General features: G+C 59.6%; 33 protein-coding genes. 29 read left to right on the forward strand and 4 right to left on the reverse strand.

Annotated elements, in window-relative coordinates; all coding sequences use genetic code 11:
* Positions 1 to 280: 280 nt before the first annotated feature.
* Genes PVV54_RS12295 through PVV54_RS12310 form a run of 4 tightly spaced genes read right to left on the reverse strand, consistent with a single transcriptional unit; the run spans position 281 to position 1902 of the window.
* A complete protein-coding gene (locus PVV54_RS12295) occupies positions 281 to 664 on the reverse strand; it encodes a hypothetical protein (protein WP_274910199.1) in 384 nt (127 codons plus the stop codon).
* Entirely contained in the window at positions 654 to 947 is a 294-nt protein-coding gene (locus PVV54_RS12300) for a hypothetical protein (RefSeq protein ID WP_274910200.1), read from the reverse strand. The genes PVV54_RS12295 and PVV54_RS12300 overlap by 11 nt, the downstream gene beginning before the upstream one ends.
* Positions 948 to 989: 42 nt before the next feature.
* Complete coding sequence (locus PVV54_RS12305; protein ID WP_274910201.1) at positions 990 to 1229, reverse strand: hypothetical protein; 240 nt, start codon at positions 1227 to 1229, stop codon at positions 990 to 992.
* A 1-nt stretch (position 1230) separates the two neighbouring features.
* Complete coding sequence (locus tag PVV54_RS12310) at positions 1231 to 1902, reverse strand: helix-turn-helix domain-containing protein (RefSeq protein WP_274910428.1); 672 nt, start codon at positions 1900 to 1902, stop codon at positions 1231 to 1233.
* A gap of 85 nt (positions 1903 to 1987) precedes the next feature.
* Between PVV54_RS12310 and PVV54_RS12315 the strand changes: the two genes are divergently transcribed.
* The 29 genes from PVV54_RS12315 (at position 1988) to PVV54_RS12455 (ending at position 25039) form a co-directional block, all read left to right on the forward strand.
* The gene (locus PVV54_RS12315; protein WP_274910202.1) at positions 1988 to 2227 is read left to right on the forward strand and encodes a hypothetical protein; all 240 of its coding nucleotides are present in this window, start codon (positions 1988 to 1990) and stop codon (positions 2225 to 2227) included.
* Between the two features lie 25 nt (positions 2228 to 2252).
* Positions 2253 to 2447, forward strand: a complete 195-nt coding sequence (locus PVV54_RS12320; RefSeq protein ID WP_274910203.1) for a hypothetical protein — start codon at positions 2253 to 2255, stop codon at positions 2445 to 2447.
* Positions 2448 to 2764: 317 nt separating this feature from the next.
* Positions 2765 to 3625: a replication protein gene (locus PVV54_RS12325; RefSeq protein WP_274910204.1), complete on the forward strand. Its 861-nt coding sequence runs from the start codon at positions 2765 to 2767 to the stop codon at positions 3623 to 3625.
* Positions 3615 to 4409 (forward strand): ATP-binding protein, encoded by a 795-nt coding sequence (locus PVV54_RS12330; protein WP_274910205.1) that lies wholly within the window; start codon positions 3615 to 3617, stop codon positions 4407 to 4409. Before PVV54_RS12325 ends, PVV54_RS12330 begins: the two co-directional genes overlap by 11 nt.
* Positions 4409 to 4540, forward strand: coding sequence for a hypothetical protein (locus PVV54_RS12335; protein WP_274910206.1), 132 nt, complete (start codon positions 4409 to 4411; stop codon positions 4538 to 4540). Before PVV54_RS12330 ends, PVV54_RS12335 begins: the two co-directional genes overlap by 1 nt.
* A 166-nt stretch (positions 4541 to 4706) precedes the next feature.
* Positions 4707 to 5111 (forward strand): recombination protein NinB, encoded by a 405-nt coding sequence (locus PVV54_RS12340; protein ID WP_274910207.1) that lies wholly within the window; start codon positions 4707 to 4709, stop codon positions 5109 to 5111.
* Positions 5108 to 5704 carry a recombination protein NinG gene (locus PVV54_RS12345; protein ID WP_274910208.1) on the forward strand — a complete coding sequence of 199 codons (597 nt, stop codon included), beginning with the start codon at positions 5108 to 5110 and terminating at the stop codon, positions 5702 to 5704. The genes PVV54_RS12340 and PVV54_RS12345 overlap by 4 nt, the downstream gene beginning before the upstream one ends.
* Complete coding sequence (locus PVV54_RS12350; RefSeq protein WP_274910209.1) at positions 5701 to 5847, forward strand: hypothetical protein; 147 nt, start codon at positions 5701 to 5703, stop codon at positions 5845 to 5847. The genes PVV54_RS12345 and PVV54_RS12350 overlap by 4 nt, the downstream gene beginning before the upstream one ends.
* Positions 5844 to 6515, forward strand: coding sequence for a hypothetical protein (locus PVV54_RS12355; RefSeq protein WP_274910210.1), 672 nt, complete (start codon positions 5844 to 5846; stop codon positions 6513 to 6515). Before PVV54_RS12350 ends, PVV54_RS12355 begins: the two co-directional genes overlap by 4 nt.
* 96 nt (positions 6516 to 6611) lie before the next feature.
* Positions 6612 to 6881, forward strand: coding sequence for a hypothetical protein (locus tag PVV54_RS12360; RefSeq protein ID WP_274910211.1), 270 nt, complete (start codon positions 6612 to 6614; stop codon positions 6879 to 6881).
* A gap of 9 nt (positions 6882 to 6890) precedes the next feature.
* Positions 6891 to 7283, forward strand: a complete 393-nt coding sequence (locus PVV54_RS12365; RefSeq protein WP_274910212.1) for a putative holin — start codon at positions 6891 to 6893, stop codon at positions 7281 to 7283.
* Positions 7280 to 7576, forward strand: a complete 297-nt coding sequence (locus PVV54_RS12370) for a phage holin family protein (protein WP_274910213.1) — start codon at positions 7280 to 7282, stop codon at positions 7574 to 7576. Before PVV54_RS12365 ends, PVV54_RS12370 begins: the two co-directional genes overlap by 4 nt.
* A gap of 5 nt (positions 7577 to 7581) precedes the next feature.
* Entirely contained in the window at positions 7582 to 8070 is a 489-nt protein-coding gene (locus PVV54_RS12375; protein WP_274910214.1) for a hypothetical protein, read from the forward strand.
* 41 nt (positions 8071 to 8111) lie between these two features.
* Positions 8112 to 8519: a terminase gene (locus PVV54_RS12380; protein WP_274910215.1), complete on the forward strand. Its 408-nt coding sequence runs from the start codon at positions 8112 to 8114 to the stop codon at positions 8517 to 8519.
* Positions 8500 to 9972 (forward strand): terminase, encoded by a 1473-nt coding sequence (locus PVV54_RS12385; protein ID WP_274910216.1) that lies wholly within the window; start codon positions 8500 to 8502, stop codon positions 9970 to 9972. Before PVV54_RS12380 ends, PVV54_RS12385 begins: the two co-directional genes overlap by 20 nt.
* Positions 9973 to 9982: 10 nt before the next feature.
* Positions 9983 to 10279 carry a hypothetical protein gene (locus PVV54_RS12390; RefSeq protein WP_274910217.1) on the forward strand — a complete coding sequence of 99 codons (297 nt, stop codon included), beginning with the start codon at positions 9983 to 9985 and terminating at the stop codon, positions 10277 to 10279.
* 2 nt (positions 10280 to 10281) lie between these two features.
* The gene (locus PVV54_RS12395; protein ID WP_274910218.1) at positions 10282 to 11970 is read left to right on the forward strand and encodes a portal protein; all 1689 of its coding nucleotides are present in this window, start codon (positions 10282 to 10284) and stop codon (positions 11968 to 11970) included.
* Positions 11971 to 12276 (forward strand): Bbp19 family protein, encoded by a 306-nt coding sequence (locus PVV54_RS12400; RefSeq protein WP_274910219.1) that lies wholly within the window; start codon positions 11971 to 11973, stop codon positions 12274 to 12276.
* Complete coding sequence (locus tag PVV54_RS12405; protein WP_274910220.1) at positions 12273 to 12992, forward strand: hypothetical protein; 720 nt, start codon at positions 12273 to 12275, stop codon at positions 12990 to 12992. The genes PVV54_RS12400 and PVV54_RS12405 overlap by 4 nt, the downstream gene beginning before the upstream one ends.
* Before the next feature lie 12 nt (positions 12993 to 13004).
* Positions 13005 to 14009: a major capsid protein gene (locus PVV54_RS12410; protein ID WP_274910221.1), complete on the forward strand. Its 1005-nt coding sequence runs from the start codon at positions 13005 to 13007 to the stop codon at positions 14007 to 14009.
* 10 nt (positions 14010 to 14019) lie between these two features.
* Entirely contained in the window at positions 14020 to 14478 is a 459-nt protein-coding gene (locus tag PVV54_RS12415; RefSeq protein ID WP_274910222.1) for a Bbp16 family capsid cement protein, read from the forward strand.
* A gap of 10 nt (positions 14479 to 14488) precedes the next feature.
* Positions 14489 to 14668, forward strand: a complete 180-nt coding sequence (locus PVV54_RS12420) for a hypothetical protein (protein ID WP_274910223.1) — start codon at positions 14489 to 14491, stop codon at positions 14666 to 14668.
* A gap of 56 nt (positions 14669 to 14724) precedes the next feature.
* Positions 14725 to 15360, forward strand: coding sequence for a hypothetical protein (locus tag PVV54_RS12425; RefSeq protein ID WP_274910224.1), 636 nt, complete (start codon positions 14725 to 14727; stop codon positions 15358 to 15360).
* Positions 15360 to 17681, forward strand: coding sequence for a hypothetical protein (locus PVV54_RS12430; protein ID WP_274910225.1), 2322 nt, complete (start codon positions 15360 to 15362; stop codon positions 17679 to 17681). The genes PVV54_RS12425 and PVV54_RS12430 overlap by 1 nt, the downstream gene beginning before the upstream one ends.
* Positions 17662 to 18138, forward strand: coding sequence for a hypothetical protein (locus PVV54_RS12435; RefSeq protein WP_274910226.1), 477 nt, complete (start codon positions 17662 to 17664; stop codon positions 18136 to 18138). The genes PVV54_RS12430 and PVV54_RS12435 overlap by 20 nt, the downstream gene beginning before the upstream one ends.
* Entirely contained in the window at positions 18126 to 18599 is a 474-nt protein-coding gene (locus PVV54_RS12440) for a virion core protein, T7 gp14 family (RefSeq protein ID WP_274910227.1), read from the forward strand. Before PVV54_RS12435 ends, PVV54_RS12440 begins: the two co-directional genes overlap by 13 nt.
* A 4-nt stretch (positions 18600 to 18603) precedes the next feature.
* Positions 18604 to 20709 carry a hypothetical protein gene (locus PVV54_RS12445; protein ID WP_274910228.1) on the forward strand — a complete coding sequence of 702 codons (2106 nt, stop codon included), beginning with the start codon at positions 18604 to 18606 and terminating at the stop codon, positions 20707 to 20709.
* Positions 20706 to 22460: a hypothetical protein gene (locus PVV54_RS12450; RefSeq protein WP_274910229.1), complete on the forward strand. Its 1755-nt coding sequence runs from the start codon at positions 20706 to 20708 to the stop codon at positions 22458 to 22460. The genes PVV54_RS12445 and PVV54_RS12450 overlap by 4 nt, the downstream gene beginning before the upstream one ends.
* Positions 22460 to 25039 (forward strand): hypothetical protein, encoded by a 2580-nt coding sequence (locus tag PVV54_RS12455; RefSeq protein WP_274910230.1) that lies wholly within the window; start codon positions 22460 to 22462, stop codon positions 25037 to 25039. The genes PVV54_RS12450 and PVV54_RS12455 overlap by 1 nt, the downstream gene beginning before the upstream one ends.
* Positions 25040 to 25090: the final 51 nt, after the last annotated feature.

Genomic DNA, 25090 nt, shown 5'->3' on the forward strand with positions numbered 1-25090 from the left:
CAGGCGTTTCACCTTCGTCAGCCGTACAGGGTGATCCCTGTCGTGGGCAGCCTTTCGGGGCTGTCTGGCGCCGGTCGCCGGTAGAGGCAATGCGGTCTGTTGGTTGTTGCGCTGGCTTTTAAAGAGCGGTGGCTGCTTTCGCTGCCGGCCGGGTGGTGTGCGCCGGCTGTGAGGCAAATATGTACCACCGGTTCACGGTAGTCAAGTACCAAAAGTACACATTTTTTGTTCGGGCACAAAAAAGCCCGCGCTAGGCGGGCTTCGTGTTCGGCGTTTAGGGCTACTGGCCCAGGGTTTTCATAATGGGGGAGAGGTACTGCTGCGCAAGCCACCAAAGACCGCCAAGGACTGAGCCAGTCACCGCGGTAAGACCAATGAGCGCCCAAACAGCGAGCTGGCCTTTTGTGACCATATGGCTAGTGATGTTCGCGAGGGTGACCTCAGCAGATTTTGCGGAGACCTTTAGCTCGGAAACATCGGAGCCGATCATCTTGGCTTCAGCCTTCAGATCAGCGATGTCCCTACGCATGTACTCGATATGGCTTTCGAGCTTTGCTACGCGAGCTTCCAATTCTGATCCTCCGCCGCCTCCGCCAGTACCATCATAGCCGTTGTCGCCGGCGTGTCGGCGTGGGAACTGGCTAATATTTGACTTATTCGTCATCTTGATCCTTGGTCTTGATCCATGTCCACACCCGAGATGCAGAAATCATCCTAGCGTGACCGCAACAGTTGCAGTTAAGCCAGAAAAACCAATTTTCCAGATCCTCATCTCTCGGGTCTGGAATTGCCAGTAGATTTGGCTGATTGTCCGGATTTAAAACTAGATCGTGCTCGCCATCTGCGCAGTCGCAGGCCATAGGCACTCGGAATGCCTCTAGAAAATCTCGAACCTGATGCTCAGTAATAGCTAGAGTTTCGTCGACGATGTTTTCAGGGTCTTGCATCAAGCTCTCCGCGCTTGGCACGCTTTGAATTATCAACGGTGGTTATCTAGGCCTGTGAAGCCTGTTAAGGAACCAATCCTTCACGGCCGACAGCCCGAATACCGCGAAGAAAGACGCCACATAGAGGGCGAAGTAGGCAAGCTCTGCCCAGCTACCGTGCTGTCGATGGAGCCATCCGTCCAGCCACCAGACAAGAACAGCAAGGGCGGCGAAAACCAGAAACGCCAGCGTCCATGCGTGCTTTTCATGTGCGTCGTAAACCTTCTTCTCTGCTGGGGTCATTTCACTTTTCCTTGCTCTCCAGGCCGGCTCCATGAACCTTCTCACTTCTACGCTTCTGGACAAGCGTGGTTATTGCCTGGATCTCTTCAGGGTCCATCGCCTGGTAGACGGCAGCCTCCAGCACAGAATCCAACAGTATTAGGATCTCTGTTGCGTGCTTCTGGCATCCAACCACCTGCCGCGCAATTGACTCAGCCTCTTCCTTGTCCATAGCGGAAAGAGCTGTCAGTACTCGGTGAATCCTGGCAAACATCGGCACGCCGGCGATCACTTTTTCTAGAAATTCAGCGTCTTTATTGGACTCGACAAACAGATCTACCCCGGCCCTCGGCCCGGCGGCCGGAATGGCCGACCCATCCGCAGCGCTGACCGCGGCAAAAACTGGGCCTACAGCAGCTCCGATCATAAATGGCAGCGCACCTGCGCCATCCCGCATTGGTCCACGCCCGTACTCCAGCCACTCAGCCCGAACCTTGAGAGCATCGGCCAGAGCAAGCATTTTTGCGCCACCGGGCATTGCTTCACCGTTTAGCCATTTACTGCTCGCCTTTGGTGTCACCCCGGCAATTTTCGCCAAACGAGCACCAGCTCCCCACGACTGGATGTCGTTGGCTGCAAGAGCTTCACGTAGGCGAGCCGCGAAAGACTCGCGGACTTCTTCTATTTGAACCATAGGTTCAATGTCGCACGCGCTTGCATGTACTTTCAGTTCCGACATAATATGTACTTGCAGTTCATATTCTCTGTTGGAGGCCCAAATGCAGGCACTCAAGAAGGCAATCGATGACGCGGGCGGGGTATCCGCCGTAGCGCTCGCTTGCGGGAAAACGCCGCGCGCCGTCTACAAGTGGCTCGCAGCTGGATGTCTCCCGCGCACCGAATACACCGGTGAAACCAAGTACGCCGCAAAAATCGCTTCTTTGGCCAAGGCCAATGGCAAGGCGTTCAAACCTGCGCGACTGCTTGCCGACGCCGCGCCCACAAAAACCGCAGCTTAACCACCTACCAGGAGCAGTACCCGCAATGAGCGACCTGACACGCCCCAGCAAAAAGAACATCAATCAGATGAAGGTCCTTCTGGACGACGAGTTTGATGGACTTCTGGAGTGCGCCGCACAGATCCACGGAACCAAGAAGGCCGTACTGGCTCGCGAAGTCCTGAAGTCCTGGCTGCTTGATGTTGTTGGAAATTCTATCCGCGACGACCGTGCGGCCTGAAGCGAATCCGTAGGGACCCAGTAAGGACCCGACAGGGACCGGAGGCGATATGCCAGAAGAACGAGGCATGGAGCTTGGCGAGCTGCTTGACCCAGGTGAGTTGGAGTTGCTGGAAGCCGAAGCGGCGAAGCGGGGGATGACCCCAAGCGATCTAGCCAAGCTCGGGATTCAGCAGGAACTGACCAGGCGAACAAGGCCAAGAGCAATGAGCGGAACGATTCAAGCGTTTCGCAGGCGGTAGGAAGCCCGGTAAGCGGGCATGAAAAAGCCGACGTACGAGGTCGGCTCATTCGATACAGCAGTTGATGGAGTAGATCATGACAAACATCGTTCCACTACGCAACACCGGGGGGTTTACCCGGATGGACAATCAGCTGATGGATGCACTGGCGGCGGTTCACCTGTCGCCATCTGAGTTCAAGACCCTGCACGCGATCACCCGACTGACCATTGGCTTCAACCAGGCTGACCGTCGCATCACTGCAGACGAAATCGCCAAGCGCACCAACATCCGTCCGCAGCACGTGTCGACTGCCATCAGCAACCTGTTGGCCCGTCGTGTGCTGTACCGGGTTGGCGGCAGCCGAGGCCAGATCGGTATATGCGATCCGTCGGAATGGGTATTCGAAGAGCCGAAGAAGGAGATGTTGAGTGAACGGAAATCCGTTGACTCAACGGAAAACGGTTCAACCAACAACGTAACGAAACTCCCGATTTCCGTTGGTTGCCATCTTTATAGTAAAGACAAACCCCAAGTAACTCTTCCTTCGGAAGAGATTACTTCCCCCCCAACGGTTGATCCGGCTCCCAGGGCTGAGCGTAAAACTCCGTTTGGGCTGAACAACCTGCTGGCCGACAACCCCCACCAGGTTCCCGAGCAGCTGCTGACCGACTGGCTGGCCCAGCGCAAGGCGAAGAAGGCCGCAGTGACTGCCACCGTCTGGTCAACCGTGAACGCCGAACTGGCCAAGTGTGCCGAGGCCGGCGTCAGCGCAGAAGCAGCGATCACGGAGGCCCTGTCTGCCGGATGGCAAGGGTTCAAGGCCTCCTGGGTGATGAGCCGCCTGAAGGACTCCGTGCCGCCAGCCGCTCGGGCGCGCAGTAACCACCACGGCTTTGCTGAGCGCGATTACCACGCTGGGCTGATTGAGCGGGAGGATGGTTCGTATGGGTTCTGAAAAGGTCGTTCGCCTGCCAAGCGTTACTGCACCACAGCAAACCAGCATTGCGGTCTGTGAGGAGCACGGCGAGTACCGCTGCACCGTAACCCGCGTCCTGAGTCGTACGTTCAGTTCGCCATGCCCGGCCTGCAAGGCTGCTCAGCTTGCCAAAGAGCGCGCTGAAGCCGTCGAGCGCCAACGGCATGAGCTGGCTTGGAAGATGGGTGATGCCCTGATTCCGAAGCGATTCAAGGGCAAGACGTTCGAAACCTATCGCGGTGTCAACCAAGGCCAAGCAAAGGCGCTGGCGCGCTGCCAGCTGTACGTCGAACAGTTCCAGCAAAACCTCCAGGCTGGTCGCTGCGTGATCATGGTTGGAAACCCGGGCACCGGGAAGACACACCTTGGCGTCTCGATTGCCCAGGCAGTCATGGCTACCACCGAGTACACCGCTGCTTACCGAACCCTCGGAGGCATTCTGCAATCCATTCGAGCGACCTTCGACGGTAGTTCTGGCCAGAGCGAGGGAAGCATCATCGACGCCTTGGTACGCCCAACGCTGCTGGTGCTGGATGAAGTCGGTGCCAGCAAAGAGGCGCCCAGCGAGTTCGAACTGTCGCGCCTGTTCTCGATCATCAACGGCCGGTACGAGCGCATGTTGCCGACCATTGTGATTTCCAATCTGGATACCAGTGAGCTGGCGACGGCCATGGGTGAGCGTTCCGCTGACCGCCTGCGCGAGGGCGGGGTAATCGTCCTCCCGTTCACTTGGGAGTCGCATCGCGGCAAGGAGAATACCTGATGAAGCGCGTATGGACCGTAATAGTCGGCACCAAGTCTTTCCAGATGGTGCTGATGGAAGGCGCCTTGGATTGCGCCGGTGCGCGCCGTGAGGCTGAGCTGATCTGGCCAGGCTGTGAGGTGGCGGAATGATCATGCGATTCCATTGCAGAACCTGCCTTGAGCGGTTCATCCCCTCTCAATTTAACCATGCAACAAGCCAGTGCCTGAAGTGCCGAAGGGATCAGCGCATAGCTGATGCCATGAAGGTCGTCTTTGAAGAAGAGATAAAAAATAAAGCTGCTGAGGAGATGGTCAGATGAGCCTCCCATCATTTCCACTCCGCACCGAGCAAGACCGTGCCCGGGCAATCCTGATCCTGCAGAAGGTCGATCTGACCAAGGGTATCACTTGGACCATGCGCGAAGAGGTCCGCAGCGACGCTCAGAACCGCCGCATGTGGGCGATGCTCCGCGACATCAGCCGCCAGGTTGAATGGTACGGCCAGAAGCTGAGCGACGAGGACTGGAAGCACATCTTCAGCGCCTCGGTCGAGAAACAGCGTGCCGTGCCGGGCCTGGATGGCGGCTTCGTGGTTCTGGGCGTATCCACCCGCCGCAAGTCCAAGAAGTGGTTCAACGACATGTTCCTGGTGATGGAGGCGTTCGCCGCCGAGCGTGGAGTGAAATTCACCACTGCTGACCACTGGGGGATTGCCGCATGATCAAGGCGAAGCCGAAGAAGTGCAGGGCGCCCGGCTGCGACAACCGGTTTACGCCAACCATGACCACTCAGAAGGTGTGCAGCATCGCCTGTGCCAAGGCCATGGCCAAAGACCCGAAGCTACAGAAGATCGCGGCCAAGGCCATCACCAAGCAGGCCCGGCAGGAGCTGCAGGAGCGCCGAGAGAAGCTGAAGACCCGCCGCGAGCACATGGCCGAGACGCAGGCAGCGTTCAACGCCTACATCCGTGAACGCGACGCCGGCCTGCCGTGCATCAGCTGCGACTCGTGCCCGAGCGATCACGACCTCATCACCGGCAGCCGCTGGGACGCCGGGCATTACCGGTCGGTGGGCGCCTGTCCGGAGCTGCGCTTTGAGCCGCTGAACGTCCACCGCCAGTGCGTGAAGTGCAACCGCAACCTTTCTGGCAACGCCATCGAGTACCGCATCCGCCTGGTGAAGCGAATCGGCGCCGATGCCGTGGAGTGGCTGGAAGGCCCGCACGCTGCCTGCAAATACACCATCGAAGACTTGAAGGCCATCAAGGTCCTTTACCTGGCCAAGACCAAAGGTTTGAGGAAGGAGGCAGCATGACGCCCGGAATCGGAATGCTGGCCCTGGCCGTGCTGTTTGCTGTGTCGGGCGCTGCTGCATCTTGGGCTGGCACGCTGCGCCGGAAACGCTTTAGCGAAGAACTGCTGTTGAAGAACAAACGAATCCAGGGGGAACAACCATGAAACTGATCAGTGCACGCCAGGCCTGGCACGATGCATTGCATGAAAGTCGCGCCTCCGTCATGGCTGTGGCAGCCGAGCAAGCAAGGCTTGGCAAGAAGTCAGGCGGCGGCGACGAAAAGGTGATCGTGTTCCTTGAGAATGAGAATGGACGGGAGGTGGCCAAGTCCTATTCGGTGCGCCGCGAAGGCATTCAAGAGAGCAGGCCTGGTAATCGTCTAACCGAATCCCGGTGCGCGCACATGCTCGTTGCTGGCCTGATCATGCAGGCAATTGACAGCCTGCCGAAGTCAGTTCGTCACTTGGGGCACTTCCTGTATTCGCCACTTGCTACCGGGATGGACCTCTCAATCGCCCATGGTCTGGTGTGGCTGGCATCTGGCCTTGACTCGTTGCCGGAGCGCAAGCGCGAGCGCGCTTACTGGATGGCCATGGCGGCGCTTCAGTCGCACAAGCGAGCAGTGCAGGGGCGAGATGGATTTGGCCCGGGCGAGGTGTGCATTTTCGTTGAAGAGCGCACTGGCGTGCGTATGGACCCTCACAACTGGGTTCGGGATTGGTCTTCAATCTGGGAGCAGCTTGCCAACAAAGTGGATGGATTTGATGCTGATGCATTGAGCCCTGTAGCCGCTGTGGTGAACGACCTGAAGGCGCGCGAACAGGCTGCTTGACTGTTTGAGTAGTGTTTGGCACTATTTTGCCATCTTGCGGTTTTACCGCTTCCGACAAGCCCAGCCATCGCGCTGGGCTTTTTTGTTGGTGCCTACATGACTCGATCCACCAGCTGGAGCTGCCTTGCGCTGTCCCTGGCCCTGATCAGCTACGTCATGCACCGCGACATCAGCGCCAACATCTTCTTGGCCACCTTCTTCATCATCCAGGGCCTGCAAGGCGGGCAGCTCAGTGCGGACAACCGGGATCGAATCAGCTTCATGCTACTGATCCTCTCCGCCGGTATCGCCGTGTTCGCTACCTGGTGCCTTCTGAATGGAATCGATCTGGGGAAGCCCCAGGCATTCGGATCAAGACCTAAATAGGACATAAGCATGGCAGACGCTTTGACCACGCCAGCCGCATGCATGACGGTGGGCGCGAGTGGTGTTGCCCTGGCGAGTTGCCTGCCAAGCATCGACCTCAACGCGGTGGTGTGTGCCTTTGGTGGCGCATTCCTATTCATCCTGTGGGCGAAAGACATCAGCATCTGGCAGCGCTTGGGGTATCTGGTTGTGGGCTGGATCGGGGGTTACTACGGTGCCGCCGAGATTCTGGCTCAGGCCTGGACGCGCACCAGTGGCATATCCGCATTCGCCTGCGGCCTTCTGACGGTGCTGGTCTCCATCAGCATCCTTGAATCGGCTCAGACCGGCGAACTGCCAAAGTGGACCAAGGCCATCCCCGGCCTGTTCGGACGGCTGTTCTCCAAGCGAGATGCCCCATGACCACGCTCGTGTCCATTGCGCAGGCCATCTTCTGTGGCGGCCTGTGCTTCGTGATCGCGTTCCTCTACAAGCGCGGTGACTCGCGCTACAAGTTCATGCCCAGCCTGTGCGCCTTCGGCCTTGCATCATTGTTCGGCCAGCAGTGGCTGAGCCTCATTGCCCGAGCGCTGTACACCGGAGCATGGCCTGAGGTCTCGCCGTACAACACCATGATCTTCGGCATCCTGTTCCTGCTGGTCGTTCGGGCTCGTGGGAATGTGGCCAGGATCTTTGAGCTGAGAAAGAAGGGCTGAGCCAAATGGCGTTCATGGTCGCAGATGACATCTCTGAGCTGATCAAGGCTGGCTTGATATGGCGCGCAGAGCATTCATGGAGCATGGCCGCTGACGCCACTCTTCATTTCGGCTTCATAACTAGTCAGCGCGACATGATTGCCCTGGCTCGTGAGTACTTCACGTTCAGCACTGGTATTCGCGTTGAGCTGTTCGCGGCCACCTTCACTGGTGGTTCGGCGGCCAAGACCATCAACCGCAAGCTCGCCCTGAAAGACTCGGCACCGCCTGTTCAGTTCATACAGGGCGTAACGCCTAGCGCTCTCGGCACCCCGATCACAGGATTTGAACTGCAAAGCACGTCTTCGAACAGGGTGCAGAAGAACGGAGAGAACGAGGCTCTGATCCATCCGCCACAGACCTCCTACGTCATCCGCGTGACAAACACCGGCACTGGCAACCAACTATTCACTTTCTCGGTCGACTACCGAGAAAAGATTCACGGCGAGTATTGAGAATGGCAGCTGGGCGCCCGACAAAGTACAAGGCCGAGTACGTGAAAACGGCCAAGGCACTGGCAAAGCTGGGCGCCACCAATCCGGAAATGGCCGAAGCATTCGGCGTATCTTTATCCACACTAAAGTTGTGGGTTGTACAGCACGCTGAATTTTCGGCCGCCATAAAACTAGGCAAGGATGTTGCTGACGAGCGAGTGGTAGATGCCTTGTACAACCGCGCAATGGGCTACTCCCACGAAGACACTGATGTCCGAGTTGTGGATGGCGCCGTGGTTCTAACGCCACTTATGAAGCACTACCCGCCGGATACAGGTGCTGCCATCTTCTGGCTCAAAAACCGGCGCCCTGATGAGTGGCGCGACAAACAAGAGATCGAGCACAGCGGCAACATCGCGCTGACCGACCGTATCCTGGCTGCCAGAAAGCGTGCAAAACCAGAAGACTGACCCGGAAGCGCTGCTTGCCGAGGACATGGGGCGGTTCTTCTACGATCCGCTTGGCTGGGTTATGTACGCTTTCGACTGGGGGCAAGGCGAGCTTGAGGGTTTCGATGGCCCTGATGAGTGGCAGCGGGACTTCCTGAGTGACTGGGGCGCCGCGATCCGTATCAATAACTTCGACGGCATGAAGCCGGTTGAGGCTTACCGGGCTGCAACCAGTTCGGGGCACGGTATCGGCAAGTCTGCGCTGTCGTCATGGATCATCCTGTACATCATGAGCACCAGGCCCCAGTCCAAGGGTGTGGTCACTGCGAATACCGGCGAGCAGTTGCGCACCAAGACTTGGGGTGAGCTTGGGAAGTGGAAGAAGCGCTGCATTACCGGTCACTGGTTCGAGTACAACAACGGCAAGGGAAACATGAACATCTACCATCCTGCGTATGGCGAGAGCTGGCGCGTGGATGGACAGACCTGCCGCGAAGAGAACAGTGAGTCATTTGCCGGCCTGCACGCGGCAACATCGTCGCCCTGGTATCTGTTCGACGAGGCGTCTGCGGTCCCGGACAAGATATGGGAGGTTGCCGAAGGCGGCCTTACTGATGGCGAGCCTTTCTGGTTCGTGTTCGGCAACCCTACTCGAAACACCGGTCGTTTCCGTGAGTGCTGGCGGAAGTTCAGGCATCGCTGGAAGACCCGGCAGATCGATAGCCGGCAGGCCAAGATGACCAACAAGGAGCTCATCAAGCAATGGGCTTCTGACTACGGTGAGGACTCGGACTTCTTCAAGGTACGTGTTCGCGGGCTTTTCCCTTCCTCATCCGACCTTCAGTTCATCGGCACAGGTCTGGTGGACGCGGCAATGGGCCGGGTTGTCACTGAGTCCATGGTGAGCCATGCGCCGGTAGTGATTGGGGTTGACCCGTCATGGTCGGGCGAAGACGAATTCGCCATCTACCTGCGGCAGGGCCTCCACAGCAAGCTGATTGCCACATATCAGAAGTCTGACGATGACGTGCTAATGGCTCAGCGTATCGCTCAGCTTGAGGATCAGTACAAGGCCGATGCGGTGTTTGTCGACTTCGGCTACGGCACTGGCATCGTCAGCGCAGGTCGAGCCATGGGTCGCAACTGGACGCTTGTGCAGTTCGGAAGCGCTTCCAGCGATCCAGGCATGCTCAACAAGCGCGGCGAGATCTGGAACGCCATGAAAGAGTGGTTGAAAGCAGGTGGCGAGCTCAACGACCAGCAGACCGCTGACGAGATCTCAGCCCCCGAATACCGAGTGAAGCTCGACGGAAAGATCGTTCTTGAAGACAAGGCGGAGCTCAAAAAGCGCGCCGGTATAAGCCCAAACCGTGCAGACGCACTTGCGCTCACGTTCTCCTTCCCCGTGGTCAAGAAATCCTTCTACGCCGGGAATGGCGGACATACATCCCATTACGACCCATTCAACAGTTGAGGTAACGGCCATGTGTGGTGGCGGCGGACTTGGAAAACTTGTTGGCCAAGGCATCAATGCGATGTTCTTGGGCACCACTGATGCAGCTGGTCTGACCGGCGAAGGATCGATGTTTGATCCGGATCAGGGTCTTGAAATGTCATACCAGTCGGAAACAGCACAATCGACTAACGTCGCCAGCGATGTGCAGGCCGCCCGCGACGACGAGAAGCGCCGCCGAGCGGCTGCTGCTGGCCTTTCCAGCACCATCCTTGGCGGCTCGATGGCTGGCACCCAGACCGCAACCAAGACTCTTCTCGGACAGTGACCATGGAAGACACCCCGCGCCGCCGCGCTGAAAAGCGCCTATCGATGCTCAAGAATGAGCGCACGTCGTGGGAAGCCAACTGGAGAGAGCTTTCCGACTTCATCCAGCCCATGAGGTCGCGCCTGCTGTGCGATCAGCAGGCCAACAAGGGTGATCGACGTAACAACAAGATCATCAACAACGAGGCCACGGAGGATGCACTGGCGCTTGCTGCTGGCATGATGAGCGGACTTACCTCGCGCTCTCGCCCATGGTTCAACCTCGAGATCAAGTCTCACGAGGATATGGAGTTCGGACCGGTCAAGGACTGGCTCTACGAGGCGACAGAGCGTGTCCGCGCTGCATTCCTGCGCTCGAACTTCTACAACTGCATGCACGTTTCCTATCTCGAAATGGGCGTGTTCGGCACCGGTGCAGTGTGGATTGACCAAGATCCGGACAAAGTAATCGCTTGCGAGGCGTTCACCGCTGGCGAGTACTACGTAGCCAATGGTTCGGACGGCAAGGCGAACACCTTCTACCGCGAGTTCAAGCTGACCGCCGCGCAGATGGCCGAGCGGTTCGGCGAGGCAAGCTTGAGCGACCAAGCCAAGAACGCGCTCAGGGAGAGCAGACAGGACCAGTGGTTTGACTGCGTGCAGATGGTCGAGACGAACCCTGACTATGTGCCTAGCTCCCAGATCAGTAAACGGCTCGCGTTCATCGGGCTTGTTTGGGAGAAGACTTCACCATCTGACAAGGTGCTTGAGCACAAGGGCTACCACGAATTCCCTGTTGCGGTAATGCGCTGGGACGCCCTGCCAGGCGACTGCTACGGCACTGGCCCGGGGCGCAACTGCATGGGCGATGTGAAAGCGCTACAGCTCTATGAGCGCGCATCAGCCCGTATGGCCGAGACTGGCGCTAATCCAGCCGTTCAGGCTCCTGCTGCTCTTCGCGGTCAGCCGTCTTCAATGCTCCCGGGCGGCGTTACCTACGTTGACCAGGTTGGGTCTCAGAACTCAATCCTACCCATCTACCAGCCCAACTATGGATGGATGCAGGCGCTGGAAGCCAAGATTCAGCAGATCACCGCACGCATTCGCAGGTCGTTCTTCACTGACCTGTTCCTGATGATCAGCCAGATGGACGATGTCAGGACCGCAACAGAGATCGTTGCGCGCAAGGAAGAGAAGATGTCCATGCTTGGGCCTGTGGTCGAGCGCATCGACTTCGAAGGCCTGGATGTGATCGTGGATCGCACCGTTGGGATCATGATCCGTCAATCCGTTCCAATCTGGGCTGGGATCATTGACGCGGAGCCTTGGCTTCCTGAGCCTCCCGAAGAGCTTGGTGATTCCGAGATCGAGGCCGACTATGTGTCGATCCTTGCTCAGGCCCAGAAAGCTCAAGCTGTGGTTGGCCTTGAGCGATTCGCAAGCACCATCGGTAATCTCAGTGGCGTATTCCCCGAAGCGCGGGACAAATTCAACGCTGACCAGTGGATCGACGAGTACGCCGAGGCCGCAGGTGTTGTGCCGACCGTGGTGCGTGGCGACGAAGAAGTCGACGCGATTCGCCAGCAGCGCGCCCAGCAGCAACAAGCCCAAGCCCTTCAGGAGCAGATCAACCAGGGCATTCAGGGGGCCAAGCTCCTTTCCGAAACCCAGATCACCCCGGACAACGTTCTGGGCCGAATGACTGGAGCCTAAATGACAGATGACGAACTGATCCTGCAACAGCTGCAGGAGGAAGCGGCGCGCCTGTCGCAAAGGCAGGCAGACGATGACCTGAAGTGGCTCATGGGCACGCCGGTCGGCCGCCGGATCACCTGGCGATTGCTGGAGAGGGCGCGTGTATTTGCCTCCACCTTTGACCAGCACGCCGGCGTCATGAGCTTCAACGAAGGGCTCCGCAGTCATGGCCTGCAACTGCTTTCCGAAATCAACCGCCTGTGCCCCCACCAGTACTCGGTGATGGCTCAGGAAAACATCCAGAAACCTGAGGAACAACCATGAACCCATTCGTGCATTTGCGCCTGGGCCATTTCTTGATGAGCGAAGCCGGTGCCGATGGCGCAGCTGCTGGTGCTTCCGCAGAGCCAGCCGCAGTTACGACTGAGCCTGATGCCACTTCTCAGCCAGCAGCAGCGAGGCACGAATCCCTTCTGACCGACCCTGCCGCGCAGTCCGGCGCGGAGCCTGCGGCGGACAAACCAAATGTCGATGGCGAGCAACAGCAGCAAACGCAGGTACCAGAAAAGTACGAGTTCACCAACTTGCCCGAGGGCTACACCCTCGACGAGGCAGCGGCAGGCGAGTGGTCGGAAACGTTCAAGGACTTGGGCCTTACCCAAGAGCAGGTCGACAAGCTGGTCGCTGCCGACGCGAAACGAAGCGCCGCGCAAGGCCAGGCCTACCAAAGCCAGATCGCAGAAGCCCACAAGCAGCAGGTTGGCCAGTGGATTGGTCAGCTGAGGGCAGACCCTGAGTTCGGCGGCGCGAAGTTCGCCGAGAACGTTGGTGTTGCTCAGCAGGCCCTCGCTGCCTACGGCTCCCCAGAACTCAACCAGTTCCTCAAGGAAACAGGTCTCGGATCGCATCCGGCCTTGATCAAAGCATTCCATAAGGCCGGCCTGGAGCTGGGCGAAGGAAGGTTGCACCGCACCACCACTGAAGTCCCCGCCGAGCGCTCGCTGGCGGATCGGATGTACCCCAACTACGCCAAAAACTAAGGAGCGCCCACTATGGCCACCATTGGCAACACCCTTCCTACGCTGCTCGATGTAGCGAAACGACTGAACCCGGATGGCGGCGGCATCATGCCGATTGCAGAGCTGCTGTCCCAAGAAAACGAAATGCTGCTCGACATGCCCTGGTACGAAGGCAACTTGCCGACCGGCTCGCGCATCACCACCCGCACCGGCCTGCCGGATGTGATCTACCGCAAGCTGAATGCCGGTGTTCCGCCGAGCAAGTCGACTACTGCGCAGGTGGACGAGGCTTGCGGCATCCTCGAAGCTCGCGGCCAAGTGGACGTTGACCTGGCGATGCTCAACGGCAACACCGCCAGCTTCCGCCTGTCCGAATCGCGAGCCTTCATGGAGGCGATGAACCAGGCAATGCAGCGCGGCGTGATGTACGGCAATACCGATGTGACTCCCGAGTCGTTCACCGGCATCTCGCCGCGCTTCAACACTGTCAACACCGCGACCGCAGCCACTGCAGCAAACGTGATTGACGCCGGCGGCACCGGCTCGTCCAACACCTCCATCTGGCTGATTGGCTGGGGCGAGAACACTGTGCACGGGATCTACCCGAAAGGATCGCAGGCAGGCCTGGTGCACAAAGACCTGGGCGAGGGCGATGCTTTTGACGCCAGTCAGAACCGCTTCCGCGCTCTGATGGACCAGTACCAGTGGAAGGCCGGCATCGCGGTCAAGGACTGGCGCTACATCGTGCGCATCGCGAACATCGATGTGACCACCCTGACCAAGAACGCCGCTTCTGGCGCCGACATCATCGACCTGATGACTCAGGCGCTCGAACTGATTCAGGGCCTGACCGGTGTAACTCCGGTGTTCTACGTGTCTCGCCGCATCCGTTCGTTCCTGCGTCGCCAGACCGTCAACAAGGTTGCGGCCAGCACCCTGACCTACGAGAACGTCTCGGGCAAGCCTGCCCTGATGTTCGGCGAAGTCCCGGTGCGTCGTGTCGACGCCATCCTCAACACCGAAGCCCGCGTGGTTTAAGGAGCCGACCATGTACGTCGACAAGCAAGCCGAGTTCTCGGACAGCCAGGCGGTAACCGCTACCGCTGTTTCCACCAACATCTACGACCTGTATCCGCGCGGAAACGCCGTCAATACCAACGTCACCCGTGACATTGGCGTTGGTGAGGATATCTACCTGGTCGTTCAGTGCGACACCACCGCGACCGCCGCCGGCGCAGCGACCGTCACCGTCACTCTCGAGTCGTCCTCGACCGCTGACCTGGCGACCACGCCAACCGTGCACTTCGCATCGGCTGCGCTGGCCCTGGCCAACCTCAGTGGCGGCACCACGCTCTTGGCGATCAAGCTGCCGGCTGGCAGCTACAACCGCTACGTTGGCGTGCGCTACACCGTCGCCACTGGCCCTCTGACTGCCGGTGCGTTCTCCGCCTTCCTCGCCAAAGACATCCAGGCGTTCCGCGCCTATGTCAAAGGCTACAACTTCTGAGGATTGACGCATGGCCAAGAAAGCAGAACCGCAGAAAACCAGTACCGCAAAGCTGTGCGAGGTACTGGAGATCAGCTACATCAACGACCGCCTGTGCCAGCCGGGCGAACAGGTGATGTACGACCCTGGCGAGGATGGCCAGATCGGCAACAACCTGCGCGTCATCGAGGAAGAAGACAGCGCAGCCTGATCCGCACGCAAAACCTCAAGGGCCCTTCGGGGCCCTTTTTCATTGGAGCTTCGCCCATGTCGTCGGTGATTGAAATTTGCAACATGGCACTGTCCAACATTGGTGCCAGCAGGCGTATCGACGACCTGGATGAAGATAGCCAGGAAGCCGAGCAGTGCAGCCTGTTCTATGTGCATGCCAGGGACTTCGTGCTGCGCTCTGATTGCGAATGGGCATTCGCTACAGCCTTTGCTGCGCTTGCAGAGGTGGCGGATAACCCAGACCCCGTATTCCCCTATGCCTACGCCATGCCGAACGACTGCATGCGCATCCGGCGCATCGTCAATCCAGTGCTGGATGCCAGCTACTTCACCCGCATCCATTGCTACGGCAATCCACCGCAGATACCTGAGATCAAATTCCGTGTGGTCAATGGATCGAGCCAGCGCTTGATTACCACCATGGAGCCTGCCGCAACGCTGGAGTACACATTGAAGGTCGAGTCATCTGAGATGTTCGATCCCGTATTTGTGTCCGCGCTCTCTTGGTACCTCGCGTCGAAGATTGCCGCGCCCTTGGCCAAAGATACATCAGTCACCGCCAACTGCTACGCCCAGTACCAAGCCGACGTTCTGCGAGCCGGCGCCGCCGCCCTTAACGAGGGCTCAGGGCCTGAGCAGCATGAATCCATCTTCATCTCGGGGCGCAACTGATGGCCCAGATCCTACAGCCTTCCTTCAGCGCCGGAGAGTTGGCCCCAGCCACCGCAGCCCGGGCAGACCTGAACCGCTACTTCACCGGGCTCAAGACATGCCGCAACTACATGATCATGCCCGAGGGCGGCGCCCGTAACCGGTCCGGCTATCGGTTCTTGGCTGAAACAAAGATCAGTGCCCGGGTATCCAGGCTGATCCCGTTCCAGTTCAGCACTGAGCAGACCTACGCCATTGAGGTCGGCCACCTGTACATGCGGTTCTACACCAATGGTGGCCAGCTGCTGGATGGTGGTGTGACCTATGAAATCAGCACCCCCTACGAAGAGCAGCACCTGTTTGAGCTGAACTTCACCCAGTCAGCGGATGTGCTGACCATCGTGCACCCCAGCTACGCCCCGATGGAGTTAAAGCGCCTGGGCGCGACGAACTGGACTTTGACGGCCATCAGCTTCATGCCGAGCATTGCCGCTCCTACAGGGCTCACGGCAACGCCACTGTCTGGCGGCAGCGGCGACACCACGGAGTTCCGATATGTCGTCACTGCTGTTGCCGCCGGAGAAGCTGCCGAAGAATCGGTTGCATCGGCTCCAGCATCCGTCGACGCATGGGATGACAAGTCAGGGGCAGACCTGACCTGGACTGCCGTTGCCGGGGCAGACCATTACAACGTGTACAAGGAGAACAACGGTTCTGGCATCTTCGGCTTCATCGGCATGGCCACCGGCACCACGTTCACCGACCTGAACATCACAGCCGAGAAGGATGACACGCCGCCCACCTATGCCAATCCATTCGAAGACGGCAACAACCCGGGCGTGGTTGGCTACTACCAACAGCGGTTGACCTTCGCCGCAAGCGCTTCGAAGCCGCAAACGATGTGGATGAGCAAGGTGGGCGCCTTCAACAACTTCGGCTACTCCCAGCCGCGAAAGGATGACGATGCGATTGAGCTGACCATCGCGTCCAACCAGGTGAACCGGATACGCGCCTTGGTGCCGCTCAAGGAGCTCTTGGTGCTGACCTCTGGTGCCGAGGTCACCATTGCTGGCGATGCCACCGGCATCAAGCCGACCAACATACGCGCCATCTTCCAGAGCTATATCGGATCAAGCCCGGTTCCCCCGGCGGTCTACGGCAACACCGCGCTTTACGTTCAGGCCCGCGGCCAGAAGATTGCCGACCTTTCCTACTCGTACACCAGTGACGGTTTCCAGGGGCAAGACCTGACCGTGCTTTCTTCCCACCTAGTGCGCGGTTACGAGATCAAGGCCATGACCTTGGCCCAGGTGCCGAACAGCGTGCTTTGGTGCGTGCGTAATGACGGCGCCAAGCTGGGCTTCACCTACCTGCCGGCGCAAGAGGTGTTCAGCTGGCACCGGCACGACACGGACGGGGCTTTCGAATCTATCGTATCTATCCCGGAAGGCGACGAGGACGCGGTCTACGCCATCGTTCGGCGGGTCATTGCTGGCACCACCAAGCGGTATGTCGAGCGCCTGGCATCCCGCGAGCTGCGCCGTTACGGATCAGGCGAGTACTGGTTTGACCGGGCATTCTTTGTGGACAGCGGCCTGACCTACGACGGCAGGCGCACCGGTACCGCCACGTTGACCGGCGGCACTGACTGGGCGTTCCCGAACCCGCTGACGCTCGGCACCTCGGAAGCAACGTTCGACGCTGGAATGGTTGGCCGCAGCGTCATCATGTACGGCGACGGAACGCTGACCAGTGCCGGGGATATCCTCACGGTCAAGATCCTTGCCTATGTGTCGCCAACAGTCGTCAGCGTTGAGCCTCAGACCGTTGTACCGGCATCGCTGCGTAGCGTGTCGGCAACCCGTTGGGGCATTGCAGCCTCCACGGTATCTGGGCTTGGCCACCTTGAGGGGAAGACGGTCAGCATCCTGGCTGACGGCAACGTCGCACCCCAGCAGGTGGTTACCGGCGGGGCGATCTCTCTGGACAGCCCGTCGTTGGTCGTGCATGCAGGCCTGCCCATTGAGGCCGACTTCGAAACACTCGATGTCACGCTGCCAAACAACCCGGCGTTCCTGGGCAATCGCAAGCGCACCAATGAACTGGTCGTGTTCTGCGAAGAGAGTCGTGGCTTGTTTGCTGGGCCCGATGCCCAGCACTTGCGCGAATTCAAGCAGCGGTCCACCGAGAACTACGGCGAGCCGATCACCCTGCTGACTGGCCGGGCAGAGATCCTGATCAATTGCACTTGGAATGACTCTGGCCGCGTCTTCATTCGGCAATCCGATCCGCTGCCCATCACCATTCTGGGGGTCATGCTCAATGTGCAAGCAGGCGGCTGATCTCGTCCCGGTACGGGAGGCGCATATTCAGTCGTTGCTGGCCGACATGCGCCCAGCGGACCAACTGGAACTGCAGGCAATTCGCGGCTGGACGGTTGAGCGAGAGGTGCGCCACGCCATAGCCAGCGCCTCTCACGCGGCAGTGTGCGTCGTTGAGGGTAAGGTCGTGGCGATCTTCGGCGACAGCCCGCATGACGCTGTATACGGTCTTCCTTGGATGGCCAGCACGGTCTGGATCAATCAATACCGTCGCCAGTTCCTGGCTGAGTGCCGCCCGGTCATCGAGGGAATGCGCAGCCGTCACCAGGTGTTGCTGAATCTGGTCGATGTGCGCAACACCCTGGCCATCCGCTGGCTCAAGTGGCTTGGATTCCAATTCCTGCCAGCGGTGCCCTACGGCATCAATGGCGAACTCTTCTACCCATTCCAGATGGAGGGCACAGCATGTGCGCAGTAGCTGCTATTCCATACGCGGCCATGGCCGCATCGGCGTTGCTCAGTGCTCAGCAGTCACAGGCGCAAGGCGAGGCTTCGGCGCAGGCCAGCCTGCAGAACGCGGCCTTCGCCGATGCCTCGGCGGCTGATGCCCTGAAGCGCGGCGAGTTCGAATCTGACCAGCAGCGCCTGGCCACCCGCGCTGCCATTGGCACCCAACGTGCTGGCTTCGCTGGCAACGGCATCGATGTGAACAGCGGTTCCGCCGCCGACATCCAGGATGACACCGCCGCCTTGGGCGAACTTGATGCCCTGACCATCAAGAACAATGCAGCCCGGGAAGCTTGGGGCTACCGGACGCAGGCTCAGCAAAGCCGCCTGGCGGCAGCCAACGCGACGAAGTCAGGTCAGGCTGGCATGTTTGGCTCCTTGCTCTCCGCTGGCGCCAAGGGTGCGCAGGCTTACGGCGCAATGAGAGGGTAAGGCAATGGCAACAGTCCCAACCTATCAGCGCCAAGTCTCGCTGCAGGGCCTGCCGCAAGTGCGCGTTTCGCCGCAGATGGTCGATACAAGCGCCATTCAGCAAGGCCTGGATGCTGTTGGCAACGTTGCCACCGACATGGCAGTCAGGCAGCGGCAGGAGGCCGACACCACGGCGATCATCAACGCCGACAACAAGCTGACTGAGTGGCAGAACAACACCTTCTACAACCAGCAGAACGGCGTCTACACCCGAAAAGGTCAGAACGCGCTGGACGTAACCGGGCAAACACTGGGCGATTTCGACAAGTTCCAAGAAGAGCTTGGCGCCGGTCTGGCCAATGACACCCAGCGCAAGCGCTATGCCCAGCTTGTGGCGCAGCGCCGGCAGTCCATGTCGAACGACCTGAACCGCTATGAGTACGGCCAGCACCAGCAGTACATGAACGATGTCGACGACGCCTCGATCAAGCTTTCCACTGATTCTGCGGCGTTGAACTATGGCGATCCGAGCAAGGTTGGTCTGTACCGGCAGAAGGCTCTGGATGTCATTGAGTCACAGGCTCAGCGGAATGGTTGGTCGCCCGAGAAGACGGAGCTGGAGAAGATCAACGCCAGCAGCCGCCTGCTCACTGGCGTGATTGCCCAAATGGCCGACAGTAATCCGCAGCGCGCCCAGCAGTATTACGAAGCATCCAAGGACGGCATGAATGCTGAAACCCAAGTTCGGGTAAGCAACATGATTGACCAGGGCATTCGCCGGCAGCAGGCCGAGGCAAGGCAGCGCCAGGTCGAGGCCCGACAGTTGCAGGCCATCTCCAGGGTTGAATTGCAGTCCAGGGTTCAGGACGCGCAGTCGGCCTACTTGCAAGGGCTTGAGTTCGAAAATCCACCGTCGCGTGCGGACTTCGATGCGGCATATGGTGACAAGGGTGGCCAGGCCTATGAGTCATTTGCGAAGGTTCAGGCTGTGGCACCCGCAATGCGTGAACTGGCCACTGCCGGGCCAGAGGACCGTCAGAAGATTCTGGATCAGTTCAATCCTGCAAGCGGAGGAAAGGCAGGAGAGGGCTTCACTCAGGACGAGCAGCTTTATCGACGCCTACAGACGGTTGACGCCGGACTGATGAAGCAGAGACAAACTGATCCAGCGGCTTACGCAGCTACTTACAGCGCACCAGTCCGAGAGGCTTTCGCTGCGGCACAGCAAGCCGGAACCCCTGAAGCTTATAGGGCATATGCCGATGCAACTTTCGCTGAGCAGCGCCGTCTGGGCGTGCATTCGCCGAAGCTGCTGCCAGATGCTGCAGCCGACCAGATCGCGGCAGGCTTCAATGCTCGAGTTGCCGGAGGCGAAAATGCGGCAACTTTGATCGAGCAACAGCAGGCGCAGTGGGGAAACAATTTCCCAATGATCGCCCAGCAACTTGGAAAGAAGTTGCCGTCCGAGGCCCAGGTGATTGCTACGCAGTTGCCAAAGGACTTGGCCGAGCGCATGGCCGCCGTGGCAAGCCTAAGTGAAGATGACCTTAAAAAGGGGCTTAGTGAAGGCGTTTCGAGCAATGTCGCATCCGCCGTGCAAACCGCAATGGGTCCATTTGGGCAATCCTTGCAAGGGCAATCAGGCGGAATTGAAACATTCAACACCATGTACAACGCGGCTTACAAAACAGCGCTTGCCTACGTTCGCCAGGGTGATGACCCGCAAAAAGCTGCGCAGCGGGTCGTGAACGGCATGGTGAACGACAAGTACGACTTCTTTGATACCTACCGGGTACCCAAGTCACTGAACACGGCCGCGGTTAAGCGTGGTGCGGACCTTGCTTTGGAGAGCATGGCCGCCGACGACTTCATGCCAATGCCCGGCATTCTCGGCGTGACCGATAGCGCGAACGCCGAGCAGCTGCGCCAGGCCGTCGTAGATGGCGGGCAGTGGGTACCGAACAACGACGAAAGCGGCTTGAGCCTCACGATCAATGGTTACCGTCTGCTGGACAAGGACGGCAAGCCGATCACGCGCACTTGGGATGAACTCACCACCAGAGGGCTGAGCCAGCCTGAAAGCAACGCATCACGGATTGGTCGCGTGCGCGGCCTGGGGATCAACAATTGACCATTTATGCGGGCGATGCCCCGGCGCTTGATCGGCGCACGCTTCTGGATATTCCGGCTGATACTGGCGATGTCTTCGGCGCGGCGTTCGACGAAGCGTTCTCGACCAACCCGAGCACGTCGGCCTATCGACTGGAAGAGCTGAACCAGCAGGAGCTTGGCCGGGCGGTGGTTGCCGGTCCGGAGTCGTACCTTGCTCCTAACGCTGGGCGGCTTGAGCCTGACACCCCACTGATAGGCGCTGAACAGGCGCGTGAGCAGGTTGCGGGGGCCGGCCTTGATATCAAGATTCCGGACCAAGGAATCCGTCAGGGTGCTCTCGACATACTCATGCAGCGTCATCAGGAGCAGCTGGCGCGTCAACAGATCATGGCTCGTGCCAACGGCGGGTCGCTGCCCACAACGATTGCCGGAAGCTTGGCGGCCTCTCTGCTTGATCCGCTCAACATCGCGTCGGCGTTTGTGCCAGTGGTGGGGGAAGCGCGTTATGCCCGGCTGCTGGCCGGCGCTGCTACCCCACTTGGCAGGGCCTCGGTGCGCGGTGGTGTTGGTGCGCTGGAGGGGTCGGTAGGCGCCGCGATCTTGGAGCCGCTGCCGTTGCTGGCTGCCCAGCAAGATCAGACCGAGTATGGGCTGTCCGACTCGCTGGCCAATATCGCCTTGGGCGGTGTGCTGGGCGGCGGACTTCATTCGGTTGGAGGCGCCGTCAGCGATGCGCTGCGCCGGCGGCTGGCAACCGAATCTCCAGTCGTTGAAACCTCTTTGAGCGTGGGCGCTGCGCCTCGTCCAGCGGATGCAGGTCGAAGCATTGACCTTGGCCGTATGTTCGATGAAGACCCGGACCTTGCGCTGCGCGCCGGGCTCTCAAGGCAATTGGAAGCAGACCAAGCAACGCTGTATCGCTCGGCAGAGCAGCAAGCTCTGGACGAGATCCGACCATCTTTGACCGGCGAGCGTGTCGGCAATGTAGCGGACCTCAAGGCCGAGCGCGTTGGGCTGGTGGCGCAAGACATGGCGCTTGACGCTACGTACCGCGACCGTGCCAAGGCCTTCCAGGCTCAGCGCATGAGCCGCAAGCAGGCGGAACGTGCCGCACGGGACTCTATCGCTACGGAGCGCGAGCAGATCCGTGCCCGTACCAGCGAGATCGACACCACGCTGGAGCGCAATCGCGCTGGAGAAATTGACCGGCGGGACTTGGGCTTGATCGAGCGTGGTCAGGTGCCAGAGCGCTTGCAGCCTCAGATTCAGGCCCGCGCCCGGCAAATTATGCAGGGCTACCAGCAACGCCCGCTGGGTGCGGCGATTCGCACCGCCCGGGAGACTGCGGAGGGCGCCGACTGGACTATTCGTGATAATGCCCTGCGCACTGCTGTGGCCCAGGCTATGAGCGGGCGCGATATCGATGTGGCCAAGCTGTTCGAACTGGACGAGCCGGGAAAGGCCGCCAGCGCGCTGGAGTACCTCAAGCGTCCGCAGACCAGGCGCGTCGACCCAGAGGGCCAGGCCGAAAGCCGGCGCATGGACGGGCAGGGTCAGGTTGTCGACGATCTGGAGGATGCCCGCGCAGCCTTGGCAGAGGACGAAGCGCTTGCACGCGAAATGCTCGATCAGTTGCCCGAGGATCAGCGCGCTCAGGTTGAGGCCTTGGGCCGCGATGAAATGGCGGCAGCTGATGCCGAGGCCGCGAAGGCCCAACAATACGCCAAGGCCTACCGGGCTGCGGCCATCTGTGAACTGGGGAGAGGTTGATGGCACTTCCATCGGGCATCAGCCCATGCGCTGACGCGGTGCGAGCCGCCGCCGGCGACATGGAGTCGAACGAAATTCAGGAAATCTTCCAACTGCTGCGATCCCGGGCGCAAGAAATCATGGCTCGCGAAGGCGCATTGGGTAGCGAGCAAGCCGCTCTGCGCGCCGCCGACGAGCTGGCAAAGCAGGCCGAACATGCTGCCATCATCGAGAGGCGCAACGCGCTAATCAACGTTCGCGCCCGCGCCCGCCTGGTGGCGTTCGTGCGTGATCAGTTCTCCGACCGTCCAGATCTGGGTGTCGAATCTTTCCTTGTCGGTACCAATCTTGCGCGCCAGGGCTCGCGGTTGTCGGTCGCGGCCGAGCAGAAGGCTCTGGGAGATGCATACATCGGCGGCATGCTGGCCGACCTGGACCGTGCCGATCTGACTGCCGTGCTTGCGCGGGGCGACTCTGACCAGGACATAGCCGATGCTCTCTGGCGGATCGGCAAGGACCAGGACACCAAAGACCTGAATCCACAGGTCGTGGAGATCGCCAAGATCATCCAGAAGTATCAGGAAGGCGCCCGCATTGATGCCAACCGAGCAGGGGCCAGCATCGGCAAGCTGCCGGGCTACATTGCTCGGCAAAGCCACGACAGCGAGAAGATCGGCGCAGCTGGTTTCGATCGCTGGGCAGAAGAGATCCTGTCGCGCCTAGACCCTGCAACGTTCCGCGAAGGCGGCGACCCCATGACCTTCCTGAGGGGTGTGTACGACGGACTGGTCTCTGGTGACCATTTGAAATCGCCAAGTGGCCAGCAGCCCAACGGCTTCCGTGGCCCTGCCAACCTGGCCAAGAAGCTCAGTCAGGAGCGGGTGCTGCACTTCAAAGATGGCGTGGCCTGGCATGAGTACAACCAGCTGTTCGGCACCGGAAACCTGCGGGAGGCTGTGCTGCGCGGCCTCGATCTTTCCGGGCAAAACACCGCCCTGATGCGCCGCCTTGGCACCAACCCAGAAGCCAATTTGAACATGGCCATGGATGTCATCAAGGAAGATGTCCGAGCCGGTGGTGATCCAGCCGCTTTGGCCAACTTCAACACTGCCCGCCGTGGCGTGATCGACAACCGCTTCAAGGAGGTAAGCGGACAGACCCGAATTCCTGGCAATGCCACCCAGGCGCGCGTGGCGGCCAACGTCCGGGCCTGGCAGTCCCTGTCCAAGCTCGGTGGCGCGCTGCTTTCCAGTTTCACCGACCTGCCGGTGGCCGCCAGCGAAATGCGGTACCAGGGCCAGAGTTTCCTGGGCAGTCTGGCGGAAATGGGCGCGGGCTTGATGAAGGGCAGGGGTAGTGCTGAACAGCGCCAGATCCTGTCGGCCTATGGCGTGTACGCCGACTCAATGCGCGGCGAGATCATGCGCCGGTTCTCTGCTGACGACTCCGTTGGGGGCAAGATGTCCCGTGGCATGAGTCATTTCTTCCGCCTCAATGGCTTGTCTTGGTGGACCGATGCCAACAAGGCCAGCGCCGGATTGATGATGGCTCACAACTTGGCGCAGAACAAAGGCAAGGGCTGGGGCTCGCTGAACAGCGACTTCAAGCGTGCCCTGAGTCTCTACGACCTCGACGCAGGAAAGTGGGAATTGCTGCGCGAGATGGACATGCGCATGGCTGATGGCCGTGATTACATGACGCCTGACGGCATTGAAGCCATCAGCGATGAACGCATTGGCCAGTACTTGTCCGAGCGCAACCGACCAGTATCCGCCGGCGCAATCCGCGAAACACGACAGGACCTGGAGCGAAGCCTGCGCGCCTACGTGAACGATCGCGTGACCTATGCCGTGCTGGAGCCGGATGCGCGCACCCGCTCGATCATGAACCAGGGTACTCAGCCTGGAACCGTGCCCGGCGACCTGCTGCGCTTCGTCACTCAGTTCAAGAGTTTCCCTGCCGCCTACATGCAGAAGACTCTGGGCCGGGACCTTTACGGGCGCGGATACACGCCCACGGCGCTCGGCAATAACTTTAGAGGCATTCGAGATGCTGGCATTGCACTGAAGAACGCACTGATGAATGCGAACGGTGAGCGTGCAGCTCTGGCGCAGTTGATGTTGTGGACGACGGCGTTTGGATATCTATCAATGGCTTCTAAGGATGCGGCAAAAGGTCGAGAGCCTCGTCCGGCAGATGATCCAAAGACATGGTTGGCGGCAATGGTTCAGGGTGGTGGACTGGGGATATTTGGTGACTATCTGTTTGGCGAGGCCAATCGATTCGGTAATACTGCCTTGGAGTCTGCGGCCGGCCCAACACTTGGCACGGCCGCTGACCTAGTCAATCTCTGGGCGCGAGCAAAAGAGGGAGATGATACTGCGGCTTCGGCTTTGCGACTGGCCCAGAACAACACCCCATTTTTGAACCTTTTCTACACGCGCATAGCCTTAGATCACCTTTTCCTTTACTCCGTTCAAGAAGCTCTTAGTCCAGGCTCTCTACGCCGGACTGAGGAACGCATTCGACAGCAGAACGGACAGGAGTTTTTGATAAGGCCTTCTCAGAGTTATAGTGACCCACTGGGAATATCACGATAGGCTGATGGTTGATGAAAAGGATTCTTGCTTGCTTCTCGATGGCGTTTTCTA

Origin of the sequence: Pseudomonas sp. PSKL.D1, from assembly GCF_028898945.1 — a bacterium.
Lineage (GTDB): Bacteria > Pseudomonadota > Gammaproteobacteria > Pseudomonadales > Pseudomonadaceae > Aquipseudomonas.

Bases quoted from the DNA above. Each gene is read 5' to 3' on its own strand.
- PVV54_RS12425 (WP_274910224.1), top strand. From the start codon at position 14,725: ATGTCGTCGGTGATTGAAATTTGCAACATGGCACTGTCCAACATTGGT.
- PVV54_RS12375 (WP_274910214.1), top strand. From the start codon at position 7,582: ATGGCGTTCATGGTCGCAGATGACATCTCTGAGCTGATCAAGGCTGGC.
- PVV54_RS12360 (WP_274910211.1), top strand. From the start codon at position 6,612: ATGACTCGATCCACCAGCTGGAGCTGCCTTGCGCTGTCCCTGGCCCTG.
- PVV54_RS12405 (WP_274910220.1), top strand. From the start codon at position 12,273: ATGAACCCATTCGTGCATTTGCGCCTGGGCCATTTCTTGATGAGCGAA.
- PVV54_RS12370 (WP_274910213.1), top strand. From the start codon at position 7,280: ATGACCACGCTCGTGTCCATTGCGCAGGCCATCTTCTGTGGCGGCCTG.
- PVV54_RS12435 (WP_274910226.1), top strand. From the start codon at position 17,662: ATGTGCAAGCAGGCGGCTGATCTCGTCCCGGTACGGGAGGCGCATATT.
- PVV54_RS12340 (WP_274910207.1), top strand. From the start codon at position 4,707: ATGAGCCTCCCATCATTTCCACTCCGCACCGAGCAAGACCGTGCCCGG.
- PVV54_RS12395 (WP_274910218.1), top strand. From the start codon at position 10,282: ATGGAAGACACCCCGCGCCGCCGCGCTGAAAAGCGCCTATCGATGCTC.
- PVV54_RS12365 (WP_274910212.1), top strand. From the start codon at position 6,891: ATGGCAGACGCTTTGACCACGCCAGCCGCATGCATGACGGTGGGCGCG.
- PVV54_RS12330 (WP_274910205.1), top strand. From the start codon at position 3,615: ATGGGTTCTGAAAAGGTCGTTCGCCTGCCAAGCGTTACTGCACCACAG.
- PVV54_RS12390 (WP_274910217.1), top strand. From the start codon at position 9,983: ATGTGTGGTGGCGGCGGACTTGGAAAACTTGTTGGCCAAGGCATCAAT.
- PVV54_RS12345 (WP_274910208.1), top strand. From the start codon at position 5,108: ATGATCAAGGCGAAGCCGAAGAAGTGCAGGGCGCCCGGCTGCGACAAC.
- PVV54_RS12455 (WP_274910230.1), top strand. From the start codon at position 22,460: ATGGCACTTCCATCGGGCATCAGCCCATGCGCTGACGCGGTGCGAGCC.
- PVV54_RS12400 (WP_274910219.1), top strand. From the start codon at position 11,971: ATGACAGATGACGAACTGATCCTGCAACAGCTGCAGGAGGAAGCGGCG.
- PVV54_RS12350 (WP_274910209.1), top strand. From the start codon at position 5,701: ATGACGCCCGGAATCGGAATGCTGGCCCTGGCCGTGCTGTTTGCTGTG.
- PVV54_RS12295 (WP_274910199.1), bottom strand. From the start codon at position 664: ATGACGAATAAGTCAAATATTAGCCAGTTCCCACGCCGACACGCCGGC.
- PVV54_RS12335 (WP_274910206.1), top strand. From the start codon at position 4,409: ATGAAGCGCGTATGGACCGTAATAGTCGGCACCAAGTCTTTCCAGATG.
- PVV54_RS12310 (WP_274910428.1), bottom strand. From the start codon at position 1,902: ATGGTTCAAATAGAAGAAGTCCGCGAGTCTTTCGCGGCTCGCCTACGT.
- PVV54_RS12325 (WP_274910204.1), top strand. From the start codon at position 2,765: ATGACAAACATCGTTCCACTACGCAACACCGGGGGGTTTACCCGGATG.
- PVV54_RS12315 (WP_274910202.1), top strand. From the start codon at position 1,988: ATGCAGGCACTCAAGAAGGCAATCGATGACGCGGGCGGGGTATCCGCC.
- PVV54_RS12415 (WP_274910222.1), top strand. From the start codon at position 14,020: ATGTACGTCGACAAGCAAGCCGAGTTCTCGGACAGCCAGGCGGTAACC.
- PVV54_RS12420 (WP_274910223.1), top strand. From the start codon at position 14,489: ATGGCCAAGAAAGCAGAACCGCAGAAAACCAGTACCGCAAAGCTGTGC.
- PVV54_RS12410 (WP_274910221.1), top strand. From the start codon at position 13,005: ATGGCCACCATTGGCAACACCCTTCCTACGCTGCTCGATGTAGCGAAA.
- PVV54_RS12355 (WP_274910210.1), top strand. From the start codon at position 5,844: ATGAAACTGATCAGTGCACGCCAGGCCTGGCACGATGCATTGCATGAA.
- PVV54_RS12300 (WP_274910200.1), bottom strand. From the start codon at position 947: ATGCAAGACCCTGAAAACATCGTCGACGAAACTCTAGCTATTACTGAG.
- PVV54_RS12305 (WP_274910201.1), bottom strand. From the start codon at position 1,229: ATGACCCCAGCAGAGAAGAAGGTTTACGACGCACATGAAAAGCACGCA.
- PVV54_RS12445 (WP_274910228.1), top strand. From the start codon at position 18,604: ATGGCAACAGTCCCAACCTATCAGCGCCAAGTCTCGCTGCAGGGCCTG.
- PVV54_RS12320 (WP_274910203.1), top strand. From the start codon at position 2,253: ATGAGCGACCTGACACGCCCCAGCAAAAAGAACATCAATCAGATGAAG.
- PVV54_RS12430 (WP_274910225.1), top strand. From the start codon at position 15,360: ATGGCCCAGATCCTACAGCCTTCCTTCAGCGCCGGAGAGTTGGCCCCA.
- PVV54_RS12440 (WP_274910227.1), top strand. From the start codon at position 18,126: ATGTGCGCAGTAGCTGCTATTCCATACGCGGCCATGGCCGCATCGGCG.